General features: G+C 75.5%; 21 protein-coding genes, 1 rRNA gene and 1 pseudogene. 10 read left to right on the top strand and 13 right to left on the bottom strand.

Features of this window, described 5'->3' with window-relative positions:
* Nucleotides 1–12 precede the first annotated feature (12 nt).
* From ACGBYP_RS14430 to ACGBYP_RS14420, 3 genes are read left to right on the top strand one after another with little or no spacing between them, the layout of a single operon-like run.
* Nucleotides 13–681, top strand: a complete 669-nt coding sequence (locus tag ACGBYP_RS14430; RefSeq protein WP_411585261.1) for a class F sortase — start codon at nt 13–15, stop codon at nt 679–681.
* Nucleotides 678–1,313 (top strand): RNA polymerase sigma factor, encoded by a 636-nt coding sequence (locus tag ACGBYP_RS14425; RefSeq protein WP_411585260.1) that lies wholly within the window; start codon nt 678–680, stop codon nt 1,311–1,313. The genes ACGBYP_RS14430 and ACGBYP_RS14425 overlap by 4 nt, the downstream gene beginning before the upstream one ends.
* A complete protein-coding gene (locus ACGBYP_RS14420) occupies nt 1,294–2,001 on the top strand; it encodes an anti-sigma factor (RefSeq protein WP_411585259.1) in 708 nt (235 codons plus the stop codon). The genes ACGBYP_RS14425 and ACGBYP_RS14420 overlap by 20 nt, the downstream gene beginning before the upstream one ends.
* Before the next feature lie 86 nt (nt 2,002–2,087).
* On the opposite strand, the gene ACGBYP_RS14415 is transcribed toward ACGBYP_RS14420, so the two are convergent.
* A complete protein-coding gene (locus ACGBYP_RS14415; protein WP_411585258.1) occupies nt 2,088–2,855 on the bottom strand; it encodes an SDR family oxidoreductase in 768 nt (255 codons plus the stop codon).
* Between the two features lie 139 nt (nt 2,856–2,994).
* On the opposite strand from ACGBYP_RS14415, the gene ACGBYP_RS14410 reads away from it, so the two are divergent.
* The gene (locus ACGBYP_RS14410) at nt 2,995–3,396 is read left to right on the top strand and encodes a universal stress protein (RefSeq protein ID WP_411585257.1); all 402 of its coding nucleotides are present in this window, start codon (nt 2,995–2,997) and stop codon (nt 3,394–3,396) included.
* A gap of 14 nt (nt 3,397–3,410) precedes the next feature.
* Here the strand turns inward: ACGBYP_RS14410 and ACGBYP_RS14405 are convergent, their stop codons facing one another.
* Nucleotides 3,411–3,950: a CGNR zinc finger domain-containing protein gene (locus tag ACGBYP_RS14405; protein ID WP_411585256.1), complete on the bottom strand. Its 540-nt coding sequence runs from the start codon at nt 3,948–3,950 to the stop codon at nt 3,411–3,413.
* Nucleotides 3,951–3,997: 47 nt separating this feature from the next.
* On the opposite strand from ACGBYP_RS14405, the gene ACGBYP_RS14400 reads away from it, so the two are divergent.
* Nucleotides 3,998–4,987, top strand: coding sequence for an EamA family transporter (locus tag ACGBYP_RS14400; protein WP_411585255.1), 990 nt, complete (start codon nt 3,998–4,000; stop codon nt 4,985–4,987).
* 105 nt (nt 4,988–5,092) lie between these two features.
* Here the strand turns inward: ACGBYP_RS14400 and ACGBYP_RS14395 are convergent.
* A pseudogene (locus tag ACGBYP_RS14395) lies at nt 5,093–5,839 on the bottom strand (DMT family transporter); the annotation flags it as partial.
* A 113-nt stretch (nt 5,840–5,952) separates the two neighbouring features.
* Between ACGBYP_RS14395 and ACGBYP_RS14390 the strand changes: the two are divergent.
* Nucleotides 5,953–6,840, top strand: a complete 888-nt coding sequence (locus ACGBYP_RS14390) for a LysR family transcriptional regulator (RefSeq protein WP_411585253.1) — start codon at nt 5,953–5,955, stop codon at nt 6,838–6,840.
* A gap of 1 nt (nt 6,841) precedes the next feature.
* On the opposite strand, the gene ACGBYP_RS14385 is transcribed toward ACGBYP_RS14390, so the two are convergent.
* Nucleotides 6,842–8,212, bottom strand: a complete 1,371-nt coding sequence (locus ACGBYP_RS14385) for an 8-oxoguanine deaminase (protein ID WP_411585251.1) — start codon at nt 8,210–8,212, stop codon at nt 6,842–6,844.
* Nucleotides 8,213–8,320: 108 nt separating this feature from the next.
* On the opposite strand from ACGBYP_RS14385, the gene ACGBYP_RS14380 reads away from it, so the two are divergent.
* From ACGBYP_RS14380 to pucD, 3 genes are read left to right on the top strand one after another with little or no spacing between them, the layout of a single operon-like run.
* Entirely contained in the window at nt 8,321–9,157 is an 837-nt protein-coding gene (locus ACGBYP_RS14380) for an FAD binding domain-containing protein (protein ID WP_411585250.1), read from the top strand.
* Nucleotides 9,154–9,696 carry a (2Fe-2S)-binding protein gene (locus tag ACGBYP_RS14375; protein ID WP_411585249.1) on the top strand — a complete coding sequence of 181 codons (543 nt, stop codon included), beginning with the start codon at nt 9,154–9,156 and terminating at the stop codon, nt 9,694–9,696. The genes ACGBYP_RS14380 and ACGBYP_RS14375 overlap by 4 nt, the downstream gene beginning before the upstream one ends.
* A gap of 38 nt (nt 9,697–9,734) precedes the next feature.
* Entirely contained in the window at nt 9,735–12,146 is a 2,412-nt protein-coding gene (gene pucD / locus ACGBYP_RS14370) for a xanthine dehydrogenase subunit D (RefSeq protein ID WP_411585247.1), read from the top strand.
* A 274-nt stretch (nt 12,147–12,420) separates the two neighbouring features.
* Here pucD and alc read toward each other — a convergent pair whose 3' ends face one another.
* Nucleotides 12,421–13,554, bottom strand: coding sequence for an allantoicase (gene alc / locus ACGBYP_RS14365; RefSeq protein WP_411585245.1), 1,134 nt, complete (start codon nt 13,552–13,554; stop codon nt 12,421–12,423).
* A 95-nt stretch (nt 13,555–13,649) separates the two neighbouring features.
* On the opposite strand from alc, the gene ACGBYP_RS14360 reads away from it, so the two are divergent.
* The gene (locus ACGBYP_RS14360) at nt 13,650–13,805 is read left to right on the top strand and encodes a hypothetical protein (protein ID WP_411585244.1); all 156 of its coding nucleotides are present in this window, start codon (nt 13,650–13,652) and stop codon (nt 13,803–13,805) included.
* A 46-nt stretch (nt 13,806–13,851) separates the two neighbouring features.
* Here the strand turns inward: ACGBYP_RS14360 and allB are convergent, their stop codons facing one another.
* From allB to rrf, 8 genes are all read right to left on the bottom strand, one after another.
* Nucleotides 13,852–15,192, bottom strand: a complete 1,341-nt coding sequence (allB, locus tag ACGBYP_RS14355) for an allantoinase AllB (RefSeq protein ID WP_411585243.1) — start codon at nt 15,190–15,192, stop codon at nt 13,852–13,854.
* Nucleotides 15,189–15,854: an urease accessory protein UreD gene (locus ACGBYP_RS14350; protein WP_411585241.1), complete on the bottom strand. Its 666-nt coding sequence runs from the start codon at nt 15,852–15,854 to the stop codon at nt 15,189–15,191. The genes allB and ACGBYP_RS14350 overlap by 4 nt, the downstream gene beginning before the upstream one ends.
* A 47-nt stretch (nt 15,855–15,901) precedes the next feature.
* Complete coding sequence (gene ureG / locus ACGBYP_RS14345; protein ID WP_411585239.1) at nt 15,902–16,579, bottom strand: urease accessory protein UreG; 678 nt, start codon at nt 16,577–16,579, stop codon at nt 15,902–15,904.
* Between the two features lie 18 nt (nt 16,580–16,597).
* The gene (locus ACGBYP_RS14340) at nt 16,598–17,248 is read right to left on the bottom strand and encodes an urease accessory protein UreF (RefSeq protein ID WP_411585237.1); all 651 of its coding nucleotides are present in this window, start codon (nt 17,246–17,248) and stop codon (nt 16,598–16,600) included.
* Nucleotides 17,248–18,969 carry an urease subunit alpha gene (locus ACGBYP_RS14335; RefSeq protein ID WP_411585236.1) on the bottom strand — a complete coding sequence of 574 codons (1,722 nt, stop codon included), beginning with the start codon at nt 18,967–18,969 and terminating at the stop codon, nt 17,248–17,250. The genes ACGBYP_RS14340 and ACGBYP_RS14335 overlap by 1 nt, the downstream gene beginning before the upstream one ends.
* The gene (locus ACGBYP_RS14330; protein WP_411586053.1) at nt 18,969–19,271 is read right to left on the bottom strand and encodes an urease subunit beta; all 303 of its coding nucleotides are present in this window, start codon (nt 19,269–19,271) and stop codon (nt 18,969–18,971) included. Before ACGBYP_RS14330 ends, ACGBYP_RS14335 begins: the two co-directional genes overlap by 1 nt.
* A 59-nt stretch (nt 19,272–19,330) precedes the next feature.
* Nucleotides 19,331–19,600 (bottom strand): urease subunit gamma, encoded by a 270-nt coding sequence (locus ACGBYP_RS14325; RefSeq protein WP_237496670.1) that lies wholly within the window; start codon nt 19,598–19,600, stop codon nt 19,331–19,333.
* Between the two features lie 405 nt (nt 19,601–20,005).
* A 5S ribosomal RNA gene (gene rrf / locus ACGBYP_RS14320) occupies nt 20,006–20,121 on the bottom strand.

Raw genomic sequence — 20,121 nt, 5'->3', positions numbered from 1 at the left:
AGGAGGACGACCGTGCGCACCCCCGTCGCCGTGCTCGCGCTGGGCCTCACCCTGGCGGTCGGCACCCCGACCGTCTGGGCGCTGACCCGGCCCGAGCCGGTGGCGGGGGTGCCGGTCGCCGCAGCGCTCCCCGCCCCCACCACGGCACCCGCCCCGTCGGCCACCCCGCTCCCGGTGGACCGGCTGCCCGAGGTCACGGCCCGGCCGGCCGCCCCCACCGTCGCGCCGGCCGTCGTCCCGCCCGTCCGGCTGTCGCTGCCCGCCCGTGGGATCGAGGCGCCGGTCGACCCGGTCGGCGTGGAGCCGGAGGGTGAGATGACGCTGCCCGAGGACGTCGACCGGGTCGGCTGGTACCGGTTCGGCCCGGTCCCCGGTGCCGCCGAGGGCGCGGCCGTCGTGGCCGGGCACGTGGACGACGCCGAGCAGGGACTGGGCGCGCTGGCCCCGCTGCGGGAGGCCGAGCCCGGCGACGAGGTCGTCGTCGAGGCCGCCGACGGCAGCACCACCCGCTGGACGGTCGCCAGCCGGGAGACCATCGACAAGCCCGGCGTCCCGCTGGGCGAGCTGTTCGCGCGCACCGGCGCGCCGCGCCTGGTGCTCATCACCTGCGGCGGTCCGTTCGACGAGGACCTGCGCAGTTACCGCGACAACGTCGTGGTCGTCGCCGAGCCGAGGCCGTGACCGCGCTGGAGGACCGCATCGACCTCTACGGTCAGGACGTGCAGACCGACCGGACGTCGCTGCGGCGGGTCACGGAACCGGACGACGACGAGGTCGCCCGGCGGTTCCGCGAGGGCGACGAGCAGGCGCTCGCGCTGGCCTACGAGCGGTGGGGCGGGCAGCTGTACGGCATGGCGGTGCGCGCCTTCGGGCCCGGCCCGGACGCCGAGGACGTCACCCAGCAGACCTTCATCGCCGCCTGGACCGGCCGCAGCGGGTACAGCGCCGGCTCCGGCCCCCTGCCGGCCTGGCTGGTGGGCATCTGCCGGCACAAGATCGCCGACGTCTGGGCCAAGCGGGACCGGCAACGCCGCCAGTCCGAGGCCGTGGCCGCCGACGTGGCCGCCCGACCCGGCGAGCAGGACGGCGTCGACGCCCGGGTGGCCGACCGGGTGCTGCTCCTCGGCGAGCTGGACCGCATCGGGCAACCACAACGGGGGATCATCGAGCTCGCGTTCTTCGAGGACCTCACGCACCAGCAGATCGCGGCCCGGACCGGCATCCCGCTGGGCACGGTCAAGAGCCACATCCGGCGCACCCTGGAGCGCCTGCGGACCCGGTTGGAGGTGGACGGTGCAGCACTGCAGCCCTGAGCAGCTCGCGCTCGCCGCGCTCCGCGAGCCGCTGCCCTCCGCCGACGCCGCGCACCTGGCCGGCTGCGCCGCCTGCCGCGCCGAGGTCGCCGCCCTGCAGCGCAGCGTGGACGCCCTCGCCGTCCCGGCGCTGGCGGCACCGACGACCCAGATGACCCCGCCGCCGCGGGTGTGGGACGCGATCGCGGCGGCCACCGGCGTCTCCGCCTCGCCCGCGTCCCACCCGGAGCCGGAGGCCGGACCGCTCGCGACGGTCACCCCGCTGCGGCCGCGGCGGAACCGCTGGATCGCTGCGGCCGCCGCCGCCGTGCTGGTGGGCGGCGTCGGCGGGGCGGTCGCGCTGACCCGCGACGGCGGTGGCCAGGTCGTCGCCGCGACGACGCTGGACCCGCTGGACGCCGACGAGTCCTCCGGCCGGGCCGAGGTGCGCGACCGCGACGGCGTCCGCTCGCTGGAGGTGGACCTCGACGCCCCGTCGCCGGGCGACGGCTACTACGAGGTGTGGCTGCTGAAGCCCGACGTGTCCGGGCTGGTGCCGCTGGGCGTCGTCCACCAGGGCACGAACGTGGTACCGCTGCCCGACGGCCTCGACCTGGGCGACTACCCGGTCGTCGACGTCTCGGTCGAACCGCTGGACGGCGACCCCTCGCACTCCGGCGTCTCGGTCGCCCGCGGCTCGCTCTCCTGAGCGGACGCCCGGGCACGGTGCGCTGGGTGCCCACTCCGGCGCCGGGACGGGCACCCAGCGCACAGCGTGGTCCGGGGCGCCTCCGCTCAGAGCACCGAGGACATCCCGCCGTCCACGTAGAGCACCTGGCCGTGGACGAAGGCCGACGCCGGGCTGACCAGGAACACCAGCGCGCCGACCAGGTCCTCCACCCGCCCCCATCGGCCGGCCGGCGTGTGGGCGCGCACCCAGGCACTGAACTGCTCGTCGGCCACCAGCGGCGCGGTCAGCTCCGTCTCGACGTAGCCGGGTCCGATGGCGTTGACGCCGATCCCGCTGCCGGCCAGGTCGGCGCACATGCCCTTGGTGAGCATCTTGACCGCGCCCTTGGTGGCGGCGTAGGGCGTGATGCCCGGGCGGGTGACCTCGCTCTGCAGCGAGGCGATGTTCACGATCCGGCCCCGGCCGCGCGGCACCATCCGCCGGGCGACCTCGCGGCCCACGAGGAACGCGCTGGTCAGATTGGTGTCGAGGAGGCGGTACCAGTCCTCGTCGGTCACCTCGGTGAACGTCGCCCGCGACTGCACCCCGGTGTTGTTGACCAGGACGTCGAGCGGCCCGACCTCGTCCTCGATCCGGGCCACCCCGGCGCGCACGGCCGCCGGGTCGGTGACGTCGAACGGGACGGCGACCACCCGGCCCGGTCCCGCCCCGGCCAGCTCGGCGCGGGTGCGCTCCAGCCGGTCGGCGTCCCGGCCGTTGAGCACCACGGTGCAGCCGGCCTCCAGCAGACCGGTGGCCAGGGCGCGGCCGATCCCCCGGCTGGAGCCGGTGACCAGGGCGGTCGAGCCGCTGATGTCGAACAGGTCGGTCACGACACACCGCCGTCGTCGAGGTGCCGGCGGACCTGCGTCCACCGGCACGGACGGCGCGCCGCCGACCGCTGCTGGACCCTACGATGACGCGGGTCGCCGGCACCGTCGCCGGTCCACCGATCAGGAAGAGGTCGCCGGCGTGAGCGTGGTCGTGGGGTACGTGCCCGATGCGACGGGCCTGCTGGCCGTCACCGAGGCCGCACGGCAGGCGCGGTGGCGCGGGACGGACGTCGTGGTGGTCAACGCCATCGACGACAGCGGCTACGTGCGCCCCACCGCCGCCGACGAGCGCGACCTCGACGCCCTGGACGCCCGGCTGGTGGCCGAGGGCGTGCAGCACGAGATCCGGCACCTGGACGTCGGCACCGCGCGGGCCGCCGAGGTCATCCTCGCGGTGGCCCAGGAGGTCTCCGCCGAGCTGATCGTGGTGGGCATCCACCGGCGCTCACCGGTCGGGAAGTTGCTGCTGGGCAGCACCGCCCAGCGGATCCTGCTCGAGTCCCCCTGCCCGGTCCTCGCCGTCCGGGCGCCCGAGGCCTGAGCCCAGCGCCGGCGTCAGCCGGCGGCGCGGCGGGCGCGGTAGGCGGCCGCGTGCTCGCGGTTGGCGCAGGTGGTGTCGCAGAACCGGCGGCTGGCGTTCTTGGTCAGGTCGACCAGGACGTCGTCGCACCCGCTGGCCGCGCAGCGGTGCAGCCGGTCGAGGGCACCGGCGCGGACGACGTCGGCGAGGGCCATCGCGGCCTCGACGCCCATCCGGTCGGCCACCGAGGCGGTCGGCTCGGTGGCGTGCACGTGGTAGCCCCAGCCGTCGTGCCGGACCAGCTGCGGCAGGGCGTGCCCGTCCCGGAGCAGCCGGTTCACGACGGTGACCACGCCGTCCTCGTCGGCGTCCCAGATGCCGGCCAGCGCCGCGCGCAGCCGGTGCACCTCGGCCAGCTCGTCGGCGGTGCCGGTGCGACTGCCGGTGAACTCCCAGGTGTCCAGGAAGTCGGCGAGCGCCGACGGGTCGGGCAGCCGCTCCTGGCCGTCCGCCGCGGTGTTGACCAGAGCGGTCGCAGCCGCCAGCGCGACCTCGGTGTCATGGGCAAAGAGCATGTGACTCCTGACTCTGTTAACGTCCCGCCATCAGGAGCGTACGTCCGATGACTCCTGACGAGGAGGTGGCTGCCGTGCTCGACCGCCGGACCGCACTGGTCGGACTGCTGCTGGCCGTGCTCTCGGCCGCGTCGTTCGGCACCGCCGGCGTCTTCGCCAGCGGCCTGCTGGGCGCCGGCTGGAGCGCCGGAGCCGCCGTGACGGTGCGCATGGCCGTCGCCGCACTGGCCCTGACCGTGCCCGCCGTGCTGCAGTTGCGCGGACGCTGGCACCTGCTGCGGTCCAACCTCCGCGTCGTCGCGGCGTTCGGGGCCCTCGCGGTCGCGCTGCCCCAGCTCGCGTACTTCGTCGCCGTCACGCGGCTCTCGGTCGGGGTGGCGCTGCTGCTCGAGTACTGCGGCGTCCTGCTCGTCGTGCTCTGGACGTGGGCGCGGCTCGGCCAGCGGCCCAGCCGGGTCACCGGTGCCGGGATGGTCGTCGCGGTCGTCGGCCTGGTGCTGGTGCTCGACGTCGTCAGCGGCGCCCGGATCGACCCGGTCGGCGTGCTGTGGGGCCTGCTGGCCGCCGTGGGACTGGCCTCCTACTTCATCCTGTCCGCCGCCACCGAGGACGGCCTCCCGCCCCTGGCCAGCGCGTGGGCCGGGCTGGCGGCCGGGGCACTGGTGCTCGGAGCGGCCGCGCTCGTCGGGCTCGTCCCGTGGCGGACGGCGACCACCGACGTCGAGTTCGCCGGGTGGTCGACCAGCTGGCTGGTGCCGATCCTCGGCCTGGGCCTGCTCGCGGCCGCGATCGCCTACGCGACGGGGATCGCCGCCGTCCGGCGCCTGGGCTCGCGGACCAGCTCCTTCGTCGGCCTCAGCGAGGTGCTGTTCGCCGTGCTGGCCGCCTGGCTGGCGCTCGGGCAGCGGCCGGGGCCGGTGCAGCTCGTCGGCGGGATCGTCGTCCTGGGCGGGATCGTGCTCGTCCGGCTGGGCGAGCGCCCGGCCGTCGAGCCCGCCGCCACCGTCGACCCCGTCCCGGCCGGCTCGGACCGGTAGGCCCGGCCGGACCTGACGGTGGGCGGTCTCCACGCGCTGGCCGTACCAGGTGGCGGCGAGGACGAGGACGGCGCCGACGGCTGCAACGGCGGTCAGCCGCTCGCCGCCGATGCTGATCCCGACGGCGACGGCCCACAGCGGCTCGGTGCCCATGAGCAGGCTCGCGCGGCTGGGCGAGGTGCGCCGGATGGCCCACGTCTGGGCGAGGAAGGCGAAGACCGTGCAGGCCAGCGCCAGGTACGCGAGCTGCGCCCATGCGGTCAGGGGCAGGCGCGTCACCGATCCCAGCTGCGGTGCGGCGGCGGCGGACAGCAGGACGGCGCCGACCGTCGCCTGGACCGTCGTGAGCACCAGCGAGCTGTACGGACGGTGGGCGGTGAGCCGGCCGATGAGGCTGACGTGCACCGCACGCACCGCGGCGGCAGCCAGCATCAGCCCGTCGCCCCAGCCGGGCGCCCGGACGCCGTCGCCGGAGACCAGCAACCCGACGCCCACCACGGCGACCGCGGTGGCCGCGAAGAAGGGCGCCGGCAGCGGGGTGCGGCTCCACGCGCCGTCGAGCAGCGGGGTGAAGACCACGGTCAGGCTGATGATCAGGCCGGCGTTCGTGGCTGAGGTGCCGGCGACGCCGAAGGTCTCCAGCGTGAGGACGGCCGCCTGGGTGCACCCGAGCAGGACGCCCACGGCCAGCTCCCGCCCGCGCGGTGTCCGCTCACCGGCGCGTCGGCACACGACCCCCAGCGCGGCCGCGGAGAGGGCGTAGCGCAGCGTGAGCACCACCAGCACGGGCGCCACGACGGTGAGGTCCTTGGCCACCAGGTAGCTGCTGCCCCAGACCAGGGCCACGCCCATGAGCACGGCATCCGTCGCCCGGTCCCGCCCTGTCGTTCGCACGCCTCGACCCTGCGGCCGGGATCGGTGAAGAACAACGACCAGTCGCTCAACTGCCGATGTAGCGTTGCTTCATGGACGTGCGCCAGCTGTCGGTCCTCCGGGAGCTCGGCGACCGCGGCAGCGTCACCGCGGTGGCCCAGGCGTTGTTCATCACGCCGTCGGCGGTCTCCCAGCAACTGGCCGCCCTGCAGCGAGGCGTGCCGGTCGCGCTCACCCAGCGCCGCGGCCGCAGCCTCGTGCTCACCGACGCCGGCCGGGCGCTGGCCGACGCCGCCACCGACGTGGCCACCGCCCTGGCCCGTGCCGAGGTGGCCGTCGACGCGTTCCTGGACGACCCGCGCGGCACCGTGCGCGTGGCCGCCTTCTCCAGCGCGGCGGCGGCCTTCTTCCCGGCGTTGCTGCAGGCCGGGGGGCCGGTGGTCGAGTGCGCCGAGCACGACGTCTCCCAGTCCCGGTTCCCGGCCCTGTGCGCCGACCACGACGTCGTCCTGGCACACCGGCTGGACTCCAGTCCCCCGTGGCCGGCGACCATCGCGGTCACGCCGCTGCTGCACGAGCCGCTCGACGTCGCCGTCCCGGTCGGTCACCCCCTCGCGCAGCAGGAGACCGTGACCGCCGCCGAGGTCGTCGCGGAACCGTGGATCGCCGTGCACGAGGGCTTCCCGCTGCTCGCCCCGCTCGAGGCGATCGGCGCCGCGGCAGGGCGGCCGCTGACGATCGCCCACCGCATCAACGACCTGACGGTCGCCGCCGCCCTGGTCACCGCCGGTGCCGGGCTGGCGCTGATGCCCCGGCACACCGCGCCGGCGGCACCCGGCCTCGTGCTCCGCCCGGTGCGCGGGATGGAGCTCGCCCGCCACATCGACGTCCTCGTCCGCCCGGAACGCGCGCTGCGCAGCTCGGTGCGGACCGTCCTCGCGACCCTCACGTCAGCCGCGGACCGGCTCACCGCCCACTGAGTCAGTCCAGCGCGGCCTGCATGCGCTGGGACACCCGGCGGTGGACGGCCAGCTGCTCGTCGAGCCGCGGGTGCGTGACGGCGCCACCCTCGACCACCACCCGCCCACCGACGACGGTCTCCCGCGCCGACACCGGCCCGCAGCGCAGCCACGCCTCGACCGGGTCCGAGAGCGCGCCGGCGAACCGCACGCCCTCCAGCGACCACACCGCCAGGTCACCGCACGCCCCGACCGACAGCTGCCCGATCTCGCCCGCCCGCCCGAGGCAGGCCGCCCCGCCGCGGGTGGCGATCTCGAGCGCGTCCCGGGCCGACATCGCGGCCGCGCCGTGCCGCAGCTTGCCCTGCAGCATCGCCGTCCGGGCCTCCAGCCACAGCGAGGCGGAGTCCGCGGACGCCGAGCCGTCCACGCCCAGCCCGACCGGGGCACCGGCGGCGCGCAGCTCGGCGACCGGGGCCAGCCCGCTGCCCAGGATCATGTTCGACGACGGGCAGTGCGCCGCCCCCACCCCGGCGGCACCCAGCCGCACGACCTCGTCGGCGTTCGGCCAGACGACGTGCGCCAGCCAGGTGCGGTCGGTCATCCAGCCCACGTCGGCCAGGTAGTCGACCGGCCGCCGGCCGAAGGTGGCCAGGCAGAACGCGTCCTCGTCCTGGGTCTCGGCCAGGTGGGTGTGCAGCCGCACGTCGAGGGACTCGGCCAGCTCGGCGGTGCGGGCCATCAGCGACGTCGAGACGCTGAACGGCGAGCACGGGGCCAGCGCGATCCGGGTCATCGCCGTCGACGTCCGGTCGTGGTGCAGCTCGACCAGGCACTGCGAGTCGGCCAGGATCTCGTCGTCGTCCTGGACGACGGAGTCCGGCGGCAAGCCGCCGTCCTTGACCGACAGCGACATCGACCCCCGCGTCGGGTGGAAACGGACGCCGAGCTCGCGGGCCGCGGCCACCTCGGCGCTGATCAGGTCACCGGCGCCACGCGGGTGCACGTAGGAGTGGTCGGTCGAGGTCGTGCAGCCCGACAGCGCCAGCTCGGCCAGCCCGACGTAGGCGCTGACGTACGCGGCCTCCTCGTCCAGCCGGGCCCACAGCGGGTAGAGCGTCACCAGCCACTCGAACAGCCCGCCGGTCAGCGCGGGCGCGTAGGCGCGGGTGAGGTTCTGGTACAGGTGGTGATGGGTGTTCACCAGCCCCGGCGTGACCAGGCAGCCGCGGGCGTCGATGCGCCGGGCGGTCTCCGGCTGCGGGTCGCCGGGTCCGCCGATCGCGCTCACCACCCCGTCGGTGACGGCGACCCACCCCCCGGCGATCTCCCGGCGGGCGTCGTCGACGGTGGCGATCAGCTCGGCATCGTGCACGAGGAGGTCAGCGGTCACGGGCGCATCCTGCCGACCGGATGTGTCCAACGGTCGCACGGGGATGTCATCTGCCCGTGACACTCCGCAGCTACCGTGGCCGTCCCCGGTCGGAAGTCGAGGTCGTACGTGCTGCTGGAAGCGCCCCGTTTCGCCCTGCCCGAGACCCTCGGCGAGGCGCTGGCCGCACGCGCCGAGCGCCCGGAGGCGGTCGTCGTCGCCGGCGGCACCGAGGTCATGCCCGACCTGCTCTGGCGGAACCGGACGGCGGCCGGCTTCCTGTCCCTGCGCCGGGTCGCGGCCCTGCGCGGGACGGCGACCGACGGCGGCGAGCTGGTCATCGGCGCCGGCACCCCGGTCGCCGCGCTCACCACCGCGCCGGACGGCGGTCTGCGTGCGGCCGCCTCGTCGCTGGGCACGCCACTGGTGCGCACCGAGGCGACCATCGGCGGCAACGTGGTCAGCGCGCTCCCCTACCGCAACCTGCTGCCCACCCTGCTGGCCGGCGGCGCCACGCTCGAGCTCACCTCGGCCACCGGCACCCGCGTCGTCCCGTTCGACGGCTTCGTCACCGCCCCGGGCCGCACCGGGCTGCGCGAGGGCGAGCTGCTCACCGCCGTCCGGCTGCCGGTGCACGCCGGGTTCGCCGACTACGCGAAGGTCGGCCGGCGCAACGCCCAGTTCGTGGCCACGGTCAGCGCCGCCGTCGTCTCCCGGGACGGCGTCGCGCGGCTGGCCTTCGGCAACGCCGGCCCCACCCCGCTGCGCTCGGACGCCGTCGACACCGCCGCGACCGCCCTGCTCGACGGGCAGGCGACGCCCGAGGACCTGCGGGCCACCGTCGCCGCCGCCGTCGACCCGCCCGAGGACGCCGTCGCCTCGGCCGAGTACCGCCGGCACGCGCTCGGTGTCCTCGCCGTCCGGCTGGTCACCCGCGCCGCCGTCGACGCGGGGCTGGGCTCGTGAGCGCCGTCGAGGACCCGCGGCCCGCGGTCGCCGAGGAGGTGGACGGGTCCGTCACCTTCCCCCTCACCGTGGACGGGACGGCGCACGAGGTCACCGCCCGCTGGAACGAGTCGCTGCTGACCGTGCTGCGCGACCGGCTGGGCGTCCGCGGGCCCAAGACCGGCTGCGCGCACGGCCGGTGCGGCGCCTGCGCGGTGCGCGCGGACCTCGGCGACGGCGGGCACGTGCTCTGCGCCTGCCTGGTCCCCGCCGCGACCGCCGCCGGCGGCACCGTGGAGACGATCGCCTCGATCGGCGGCCCGGACGGCGCGCTGTCCGACGTCCAGGAGGCCTTCCTCGCCGAGGGCGCCGTGCAGTGCGGCATCTGCACCGCCGGGTTCGTCACCGCCGCCACCGAGCTGCTGGAGACCAACCCCGACCCGACGCGCACCGAGATCGAGGCGGCCCTCTACGGCAACCTCTGCCGCTGCACCGGCTACGGCCGGATCGTCGCCGCCGTCGAGACCGCCGCCCGCACCCGCCGGGCGGCCACCCCGTGACCCCCCACCCGGCCACCCCGCCGGCCAAAGTCGCGACTTTGGCCCTTCCCGAGCCCGACTCCGCGGCCAAAGTCGCGACTTCGGCCGCCCAGGACGCGGCGACGTCGGCCGCTCCGGGGATCGGGACGTCGGTCCGGCGGCCGGACGGGCCGGCGAAGGTGCGCGGCGAGTTCTCCTACGCCGGCGACCTGACCGCCGAGGGCATGCTCGTCGGGGTCACCGTGCGCTCACCGCACCCGCATGCCCGGGTCCTCGGGCTCGACACCACCGCCGCCCGGGCGATCCCCGGCGTGCACGCCGTCCTCACCTGCGACGACGTCCCCGGCGACCTCCACTTCGGGCTGGTCCTGCGCGACGAGCCGGTGCTCGCCGACGGCGTCGTCCGGTACGCCGGGGAGCCGGTGGCGGTCGTGGCCGCGGTCGACGCCGCCACCGCGCGCCGGGCCGCCCGCGCGGTCGCGGTCACCTACGAGGTGCTGCCGCCGCTCACCGACCCGCAGGCGTCACTGACGGCGGCGTCCGTGCACCCCGACGGCAACGTCTACCGGCACGTCTCCTACAGCTGCGGCGACCCCGACGCCCGGGGCGTCGTCACCGTGGAGAACACCTACCGGATCGGCATGCAGGACCCCGCCTTCCTCGCCCCGGAGGCCGGGCTCGCCTGGCCCACCCCGGACGGCGGGGTGGCGATCGAGGTGGCCACCCAGTGGCTGCACTCGGACCAGAAGCAGATCGGCTGGGCCACCGGCCTGCCGCCGGAGAAGGTGCACGTGCGCCTGGCCGGGGTCGGCGGCGCGTTCGGCGGCCGCGAGGACGTCACGCTCCAGACCCACGCCTGCCTGCTCGCGCTGGCCACCGGCCGCCCGGTGAAGATCGAGTACACCCGCGAGGAGTCCTTCCTCGCCCACCGCCAGCGGCACCCGGGCAGCATCTGGCTGCGGCACTCCGCGGACGCCGACGGGCGGATCGTCAGCGTCGAGGGCCGGGTGCTGCTCGACGGCGGCGCGTACGCCAGCACCTCGCCGGTGGTCATCACCAACACCGTCACCCTGCTGCAGGGCCCCTACCGCGTCGACAACGGCCGGTTCGAGGGCTGGTCGGTGCGCACCAACAACCCGTCCTGCGGCGCGATGCGCGGGTTCGGCGTCCCGCAGGCGGCGTTCGCGCACGAGGCGCAGCTCGACGCGCTCGCCGCCGCCCTGGACCTCGACCCGGTCGAGATCCGGCTGACCAACGCCCTGCAGCGCGGCGACGTCGCGACCTTCGGCCAGCGGTTCGACGCCCCCACCCCGGTCCGCGAGGTCATCGAGGGGCTGCAGGCCGTCCCGCTGCCCACAGGGCCGGCAAAGATCCCGGGTGGGGTGGGCAACGCCGGGGGCACCGTCCGCCGCGGGGTGGGGTACGCGGTCACGATGAAGAACCTGGCCTTCAGCGAGGGCCACGTCGACGAGTCCACCGCCGAGGTGAGCCTGCGCGACGGGCACGCCACCGTGCACACCGCCTGCGCCGAGGTCGGGCAGGGGTTCGTCACCGTCGCCGAGCAGGTCGCCCGCACGGTGCTCGGCGCCACGACCGTCGACGTCGTGCAGCCCGACACCCTGGTCGCCTCCGCGGGCTCGACCAGCGCGTCCCGGCAGACCATGGCCTCCGGGACGGCCGTGCACCGCGCCTGCCTCGCCGTCCGCGACCGGCTGCTCGCCCGGGTGGCCCGCGCGCACGGCCTGGACGCCGCCACGCTGACGGTGGCCGACGGCGTGGTCTGCGCCGCGGGCCGCCCGCTCGGGCCCGTCGCGACGGCTGCACCGGGGCAGACGTTCCGGGCCACCGAGCACTTCCAGCACCCCGCAACGCACCCGCTCGGCTCGCCCGAGGGCGGCATGTACGTGGCGTTCGGCTTCTCCGCGCAACGGGCGGTGGTCGACGTCGACGTCGAGCTCGGGCTGGTCAGCGTCGTCCAGATCGCCTCCTGCCAGGACGTCGGCACGGTCGTGAACCCCACCCAGCTGCTCGGCCAGATCGAGGGCGGCATCGTGCAGGGCATGGGCCTGGCGCTCATGGAGGAGGTGGTGGTCGCCGACGGGCTGATCACCAACCCGGACTTCCAGGACTACCTGATCCCGACGATCGTCGACGCCCCCGAGATCGTCTCGACCTACGTCACCGACCCCGAACCGGGCATGCCGCACGGCTGGAAGGGCGTCGGGGAGCCGCCGCTGGTCACCGCGGTGCCGGTGGTCGCGGCCGCCGTCCGGGCCGCCACCGGGCTGCCGCTGCCGGCGGTGCCGATCAAGCCCGAGCACATCGCCCTGGGCATCGGCGCGGCTCCGACCGTCACCTGGACGACGCCGCGGCCCGCCGACCCCGGTCGCACACGCGGCGCCGTCATCGACGAGGAGCCGCACGACGCGCCCGGCACCATGGCCGAGGAAGGCGCCCCGCCCGGGCCTTGACCCCCGGCGGCCGAAGTCGCGACCATGGCCGCCGGTCGGCCGAAGTCGCGACTTCGGCCGACCGAGTCGGATGCCCGGGGTGGTGGCCTGGTGCGACTTCGACGACCCGTGGGCGAACCGCCTGGGCCTGTACACGGACCTCACCACCGGCAGCGCCCCCCTACCGACTGACCGGCCCCGGGCCGGCCGAAGTCTCGACTTCGGCCGGCCGTGCGGGGGGCCAAAGTCGCGACTTTGGCCCCCCCGAGGGGGCGCGGGCTCGCCGCCGCTGGGGTCAGCCGTCGAGGAGGGTGCGGACGGCGTCGGGGACGTCGGTGCCCAGCGGGCGGGCGCCGAGGAGGCGGCCGGCCTCGGAGGGGTCGACGCCGAGCGTGCCCAGCACCTCGAGCGCCTGGACGTCGGGCAGCGCGTCGAACCAGCGCCGTCCCAGCGCGGCGCGGCCGGCGGTGGTGGGCCGGCCCCACAGGCGCAGCCGGGCCATCCCGCCGTCGGGGAAGACGTCCAGCCGCACCGAGGTCACGCCCGTCGACCCGTCGAGGACGAACCGGTGCCGGGTGTCCGGCTGCAGGCGGGTGCGCGGCAGCAGCTCGACCTCGGCGCCGTCGGCGGTGCGGCCGGTGAGCGAGGCGGTGCCCGGCGCGTTGCCCAGGAAGTACGAGGTGTCCAGCTCGGCGAGGGTGACCACGCCCTCGCAGGCCAGCGCGACGTCGACCCAGTCGTTGCCCGGGCCGCGGCGGCGGGCGTTCTCCCAGCCCTCGCCCATCGAGCGGGCCAGGCCGCGGCCGATGAGCTGCAGCGGGCTGCCGTAGTGGGCGTTGCTGACCCCGGTGACCTGCCCGCCGTTCTCCAGCGCCGCCAGGTCGAACGGGCCGGCGTCGAGCAGCCGCGGGTCGGGGACGACGGTGCCGTGCACCCGCAGCCGGGCCACCCCGCCGTCGGGGTGGATGGTCAGCCGCACGTGCGTCACCCGCCGGTCGGAGTCGACGGCGAAGGTGTTGGCGGTGTCACCGGCCAGGTCCGACAGCGGCACCAGCGGCTGCCAGTCGGCGCGGGTGAGCTCCTCGGCCGAGGGGTGGCCCTCGACCGCGGCGCCCTCGACCGACGCCTGGGCCGGGAAGTTGCCGGTGAAGAAGGCGGTGTCGACGACGACGCCGGCCACGATCCCCGGGGCGCCGAGCCGGACGAACGCCCAGTCGTGCCCGGGAGTGCGCCGGCGGCGGGTCTCCCAGCCGTCGTACTCCTTGCCCTTGTGGCCGAACTCGGTGCGCGCGACGGCCGGGTGCGGCAGCACCAGGTTCTCCCGGGCGGCGAAGAACTCGTCGTTGGCGGCGACCACGGCGCCGCCGAGGTCCCGGCGGGCGAGGTCGGGCAGGTGCACGAACGCGGGGCTGACCTCAGCGTGTCTCATCGCTCTCCACATCCGTACGTCGAGTTCATGGGTTCACCTGGGGAGCGAGGGTAGGGGACGGTCGGCACACACCATCGAGCCGTGGGAGGCACCGCATGACCAGCCCTGACGACGACCTGAAGGCCCGCGCGAAGCAGCACGTCGAGCAGCTCCCTGCCGAGACCGCCCTGGGCAACGCCGACCCCGCCGGCGGCGTGGACGACGACCCGAAGGTCCTCGACGAGGCCGCCCGCGAGGAACCCCAGCAGTAGTCGAAGGACCCCTCGCCCCCACCACTCGCACGCTCGCGGCGGGGCCCTACGAGGGGGCCGGGAAGGTGCCTCCTCTGCTGAGCAGACGGCCGAGGGGCGCACCACCCTCCTGGAGCAGTCGGCCGCGCAGCCACGCCGCCCGCACCACCCCGGCCAGCTCGCGGCCGGCGTAGGGCGTCACCGGGTTGCGGTGGTGCAGCGCCCCGACCCGCCACTGCTCGTCGGGGGCGAAGGCCACCAGGTCGGCGTCCCGGCCCACGGCGATGCCGCCCTTGCCGGTCAGCCCGGTGAGCCGGGCGGGCGCCTCCGCCATCCACCGGACGACGTCGGCGAGCGACAGTCCCCGCGCCCGCGCGCCGGTCCACACCGCCGGCAGCGCCACCTGCAGCCCGGCGATCCCGCCCCAGGCCAGCCCGAAGTCGCCCACGTCGAGCCGCTTGAGCTCCGGGGTGCACGGTGAGTGGTCGCTGACCACCAGGTCGATGTCGCCGGCCGCCAGCGCGGCCCACAGCGCCTCGCGGTGGCTGGCCTCCCGGATCGGCGGGCAGCACTTGAACGCGGTGTCGCCGTCGGGCACGTCCTCGGCGGCGAAGGTCAGGTAGTGCGGGCAGGTCTCGACGGTGATCCGCACGCCCTCGGCCCGCGCCGCCCGCAGCATCGGCAGCGCCCCGGCGTCGGCCAGGTGGACGGCGTGCACCCGGGCGCCGGTGTCGCGGGCGGCGGCGATGAGCCGGCCGATCGCGGTCTCCTCCGCCGCGACCGGGCGGGAGGCCAGGAACGCCGGGTAGCTCGTGCCCGCCGGGTCGGGGGCCGCGGCGATCTCGTCGTCGTCCTCGCAGTGGGCGATGAGCAGCCCGTCGACGGTGGCCAGCGCGGCGAGCGCGGCCCGCAGGCCGGCGTCGTCCAGCGGCGGGAACTCCGGCACCCCGGAGTCGAGCAGGAAGCACTTCACCCCGACCGCGCCGTCGGCGAGCAGCCGGGTCAGCTGGCTGGCGTTGCCCGGCACCGCACCGCCCCAGAACGCGACGTCCACGCTGACCTGACCCTCGGCCGCCTGGCGCTTCACCTGCAGCGCCTTGACGTTGACCGTCGGCGGGATCGAGTTCAGCGGCATGTCGACGATCGTGGTGACCCCGCCGGCCGCCGCGGCGCGGGTCGCGGAGGCGAAGCCCTCCCACTCGGTGCGGCCGGGCTCGTTGACGTGCACGTGGCTGTCGACCAGGCCGGGCAGCAGCACCTCGTCGTCGGCCAGGGTGACCGGGTCGCCGCCGGCGTCGTCGAAGCCGGTGACGGCGGTGACCACGCCGTCGGTGACGTGCACGGCCGCGGGCCGCTCACCCTCGGGCAGCACCACCCGGCGCGCCCGGACCACCACCGACCCGCTCACCGGGCCACCTCCACCAGCTCGGCGTCCCCGGTCACCGACGCCAGCGCGGCGACGGCGTCGTGCAGCTCCCCGGCCCACGCGGTGCCCACCCAGCCGCCGGGCAGCGGCAGCCGGACGGCGTCCACGCCCGTGCACACCGCGGCCCTGGGGTCACCGATCCGGACGGTGGAGACGTAGGCCCGCGGCGCGGCCGGCGGCAGCCAAGCCGGTGCGCCGGGCCCCAGCCCGACCGTGGTGTGCAGCACCGGGCGCCCGGCGACCTCGACCCGGGTGGTCCCGGTCCAGCGGCCGGGCTCCTCGCCGCGCCGGCCGAGCAGCACCTGCTCGGTGACGGTCAGCCCCGCCCCCTCGCCCAGCTGGGCGCGCACCTCGGCCCGGTGGTCGGCGCGGGCGGTGACCACCGTGGGTTCCGGGGCCAGGTCCAGGACCCCGGCGACCTCGGCCCGCACCACCTGCCGGGACGGCGGCGACTCGCCCCGCGCGGGCAGCACGACGGCCGCGGCCACCGAGCGCACGGCGAGGCGCGCCCCCTCTTCGACGACCAGCCGGATCCGCGCGTCGTCCCCGCCGAGCGGGCCGAACGCGGTGCCGACCAGGTGCACGGTGGTGGGGCCGGTGCGGCGGACCGCCAGCTGGCCGCTGGCCCGGACCAGCGGCAACACGGTGCGACCACGCGCGTCGCACCGTGCCACCACCTCGACGAGGGTCCTCACGCCTCCTGCAGCGCCCGGGTCCGCACCTGCTGGCGCACCCACTCGGCCACCTCGGTCGCGGCCGGGTCCTCCCGCAGCGAGATCAGCAGGGTCGGCTTCTCCCCGCGGACCGTCGCGGAGTCCCGGCGCATCACGTCGAGGGAGGCACCCACGAGCGGCGCGAGGTCGGTCTTGTTGACCACCAGCAGGTCCGAGGCCGTGACGCCCGGCCCACCCTTGCGCGGCACCTTGTCCCCACCGGCCACGTCGATCACGAAGATCTGCACGTCGACCAGCCCGTAGCTGAACGACGCGGTCAGGTTGTCGCCGCCGGACTCGACCAGCACCAGCTCCAGCCCCGGGTGCCGGGACTCCAGCAGCTCGACGGCGTCGAGGTTGGCGGTGATGTCGTCGCGGATCGCGGTGTGCGGGCAGCAGCCGGTCTGCACCGCCTCGATCCGGTCGTCGGGCAGGACGGCGTTGCGGCGCAGGAAGTCGGCGTCCTCGGTCGTGTAGATGTCGTTGGTGACGACGGCGAGGTCGTACTCGGCGCCCAGCGTGCGGCACAGGGCGGCGGCCAGCGCCGTCTTGCCCGAGCCGACCGGGCCGCCGAGCCCGACCCGCAGCGGTCCGCCGTGGCGGTGGCCGGGGCTGTAGGGGTCGACGTAGTCGTCCAGGTTGTGGTCAGGCGGCATGGGAGCTCTCCTTCGTTCTCATGAGGCGAAGAACCGGTCGTTGCGTGCGGCGTGGACCTCGGTGAGCAGGTCCAGCAGCGGGTCGGTGCCGGCAGGCAGGTCGTCGGTCGGTGCATCGGCCGCGGAGTCGGCCACCCGGTCGATGTCCGGCGACAGCCGGGCGGTGACCGCGGCGACGGTGATCGGGTCCATGGCCAGCAGCCGCTGGGCGGCCGTGGCCGGACCGCTCACCGCCAGGTAGGCGGCCACGTGCGCGGCGTCCCGGGGGGTGAGCCCGGCGGTCGCCGCAGCCACACCGAGGGCCAGCGGGTGGTGCGGCTGCGCGGGCAGCGACGCCCAGGCCGGGTCCGGCCAGGCCCGGCTCGCCACCCGCACCAGGCCGCGCCCCTGCTGCCGCGAGGCGGCGCGCTGCGCGGGGGACGGCGTCCGGGCATCGGCCTCGTCGTCCAGGACGGCGAGCGTGGCCGCGTCGTCGGCGGACCGGCAGGCGGCCGCGGCGAGCCCGGCCGCCACCGCGCCGGTGGTGCTCAGCCGCCGGCGGAGGAAGGCCGCCAGCGACCCCGGGTCGGTGAGCACCCCGGCCGTGATCGCCTGCTCGATCCCCCCGGAGTGGGCGTGCCCCCCGGCCGGCAGCCGGGAGTCGGCCAGCGCCAGCAGTGCGGCCGTCATCAGAACAGGAAGTAGCGCTGGGCCATCGGCAGCTCGCGCACCGGCTCGGGCTCCCAGACGTCACCGTCCACGGAGACGGTGAAGGTGTCGGGGTCGACGCGGATCTCCGGCAGCGCGGTGTTCTCCGGCATGTCGGCCTTGCCCAGCCGGGTGGTGTCGGCGACCGCGACCAGCCGCCGGTCGATGGCCAGCCGGTCGCCCAGGCCCGCCTCCAGCGCCGCGGGGGCGACGAAGTGCACCGAGGTCTGCGCCGGGACCCTGCCGTAGGCGCCGAACATCGGCCGCGGCAGCACCGGCTGCGGGGTCGGGATCGAGGCGTTCGCATCGCCCATCTGCGCCCAGGCGATCATCCCGCCCTTGAGGACGGCGTGCGGCCGCACCCCGAAGGTCTTGGGGTCCCACAGCACCAGGTCGGCGAGCTTGCCCGGCTCGACCGAGCCCACCTCGCCGTCGATGCCGTGGGCCACCGCCGGGCAGATCGTGTACTTGGCGACGTACCGGCGGGCGCGCAGGTTGTCGGCGGCGCCGTCACCGGCCAGCGACCCGCGGCGGCGCTTCATCACGTGCGCCGTCTGCCAGGTGCGCATGACCACCTCGCCGACCCGGCCCATCGCCTGGGCGTCCGAGCCGATCATCGAGATGGCGCCGAGGTCGTGCAGCAGGTCCTCGGCGGCGATCGTGGTGGGCCGGATCCGGCTCTCGGCGAAGGCGAGGTCCTCGGGCACGGAGCTGTCCAGGTGGTGGCAGACCATGAGCATGTCGAGGTGCTCGTCGAGGGTGTTCACCGTGTGCGGCCGGGTCGGGTTCGTGCTGCTGGGCAGCACGTTGGGGTGCCCGGCGACGGTGATGATGTCGGGCGCGTGCCCGCCCCCGGCGCCCTCGGTGTGGTACGCGTGGATGCTCCGGCCGGCGATCGCGGCCAGGGTGTCCTCGACGAAGCCGGCCTCGTTGAGGGTGTCGGAGTGCAGCGCCACCGGGACGCCGTTGCGCCCGGCGACGGTGAGCGCGGCGTCGATCGCCGCCGGCGTGGACCCCCAGTCCTCGTGCAGCTTGAACCCGCTCGCGCCGGCCCGCAGCTGCTCCTCCAGCGACTCGGTGGACACGGTGTTGCCCTTGCCGAGCAGCGCGACGTTGACCGGCATGCCGTCCATCGCCTCGAGCATCCGGGCCAGGTACCAGTCGCCGGGGGTGATGGTGGTGGCCTTGGAGCCCTCGGCCGGGCCGGTGCCGCCGCCGATGAGCGTGGTCATCCCCGAGCCGAGCGCCGTCGGGACGATCTGCGGGCAGATGAAGTGCACGTGGCAGTCGATGCCGCCGGCGGTGAGGATCTTGCCGTTGCTGGCCATGACCTCGGTGCCCGGACCGATGACCAGGTCGGGGTGGACGCCGTCCATGGTGTCGGGGTTGCCGGCCTTCCCCAGCGCCACGATGCGTCCGTCGCGGATGCCGACGTCGGCCTTGACGATGCCCCAGTGGTCGAGCACGACGGCCCCGGTGATCACCAGGTCGGGGGCACCCTCGGCGCGGGTGGCCCGGCCCTGGCCCATCGACTCGCGGATCACCTTGCCGCCGCCGAACACCGCCTCCTCGCCGGCCAGCCCGGGGCCGCCGCAGCGGTCCTCGGTGACCTCGATGAGCAGGTCGGTGTCGGCCAGCCGGATCCGGTCGCCCACCGTGGGACCGTAGAGCTGGGCGTAGCGCTCGCGGGACAGCTGCACCATCAGCCCAGCCCACCTTCCGCGGTCAGCCCCGGGACGACGCGCGCGCCGGCCAGGGGGACGAGTGAGACGGTGCGCTGGATGCCCGGCTCGAACCGGACGGCGGTGCCGGCGGCGATGTCGAGCCGGTGACCGTGCGCGGCGGCCCGGTCGAACTCCAGCGCGGCGTTGGCCTGCGCGAAGTGGTAGTGGGAGCCCACCTGCACCGGGCGGTCGCCGGCGTTGTGCACCGCCAGCTCGACCCGCGGGACGCCGGGGAGGGTCTCGATGACGCCCTCGGCCGGGATCACCTCGCCGGGGACCACCCCGGGCGTGACGCCGTCCCGGATCACGGGCTCCGCTCGTTGGTCCCGCTCGCCGGCGCTCACGGGATCGGGTGGTGGACGGTCACCAGCTTCGTCCCGTCCGGGAAGGTCGCCTCCACCTGCACCTCCTCCAGCAGCTCGGGGACGCCGTCCATGACGTCATCCCGGGTCAGCACGGTGCGGCCGGACTGCATGAGGTCGGTGACCAGCTCGCCGTCCCGGGCGCCCTCGAGGACGTGGTCGGTGACGATCGCCGTCGCCTCCGGGAGGTTGAGCTTCAGACCTCGGGCCTGACGGCGACGGGCGAGCTCGGCGGCGTAGCTGAGCATCAGCCGTTCCTGCTCGTGCGGGGACAGCAGCACGGTCGACGTCCTCCTGACAGAGCGGTCAGCGGCAGAGCCAGCAACCTAACCGCTGCGTGTGTCAGTCCTGTTGCGCAGCGAGCCCCCGATGCCACGCGTGCGTCATGAAGCGGCGACCCGTGTCCCGACCGGAGCCGAATGGTCACCGCTGCCTGGACAGCCGAGCAGTTGCGTCGTGACGCAACTCGGTTTTCGCCAGCCCGTGCGGCTCGACCGAGACGCCGTTCGACCGACTTCCCGAGCACCTCGCGCCGGCCGCGCCAGCGGTCTGCTCCGCTCGCTGACCGCAGCGCATGACCGGACGAGCCGTCCTGTCCGGGAATGCAGGAACGGGGCCACAGCTGATGCTGTGACCCCGTTCCTGGGAGTTGTGTCCGGCGGCGTCCTACTCTCCCACCCCGTCCCCGGGGCAGTACCATCGGCGCTGAAAGGCTTAGCTTCCGGGTTCGGAATGAGACCGGGCGTTTCCCTTTCGCCATGACCGCCGT

It is taken from the genome of Modestobacter sp. SSW1-42 (assembly GCF_046635825.1).
In the GTDB taxonomy this organism is placed as follows: domain Bacteria; phylum Actinomycetota; class Actinomycetes; order Mycobacteriales; family Geodermatophilaceae; genus Modestobacter.
This window is presented reverse-complemented; position numbering and strand designations above follow the sequence as displayed.

What these genes read in the sequence shown, in the direction of transcription:
- alc (WP_411585245.1), bottom strand. Translation starts at nt 13,554, where the DNA reads ATGAGACACGCTGAGGTCAGCCCCGCGTTCGTGCACCTGCCCGACCTC.
- ACGBYP_RS14405 (WP_411585256.1), bottom strand. Translation starts at nt 3,950, where the DNA reads ATGCTCTTTGCCCATGACACCGAGGTCGCGCTGGCGGCTGCGACCGCT.
- ACGBYP_RS14360 (WP_411585244.1), top strand. Translation starts at nt 13,650, where the DNA reads ATGACCAGCCCTGACGACGACCTGAAGGCCCGCGCGAAGCAGCACGTC.
- ACGBYP_RS14335 (WP_411585236.1), bottom strand. Translation starts at nt 18,969, where the DNA reads ATGGTGCAGCTGTCCCGCGAGCGCTACGCCCAGCTCTACGGTCCCACG.
- ureG (WP_411585239.1), bottom strand. Translation starts at nt 16,579, where the DNA reads ATGCCGCCTGACCACAACCTGGACGACTACGTCGACCCCTACAGCCCC.
- ACGBYP_RS14390 (WP_411585253.1), top strand. Translation starts at nt 5,953, where the DNA reads ATGGACGTGCGCCAGCTGTCGGTCCTCCGGGAGCTCGGCGACCGCGGC.
- ACGBYP_RS14400 (WP_411585255.1), top strand. Translation starts at nt 3,998, where the DNA reads ATGACTCCTGACGAGGAGGTGGCTGCCGTGCTCGACCGCCGGACCGCA.
- ACGBYP_RS14340 (WP_411585237.1), bottom strand. Translation starts at nt 17,248, where the DNA reads ATGACGGCCGCACTGCTGGCGCTGGCCGACTCCCGGCTGCCGGCCGGG.
- ACGBYP_RS14325 (WP_237496670.1), bottom strand. Translation starts at nt 19,600, where the DNA reads ATGCTCAGCTACGCCGCCGAGCTCGCCCGTCGCCGTCAGGCCCGAGGT.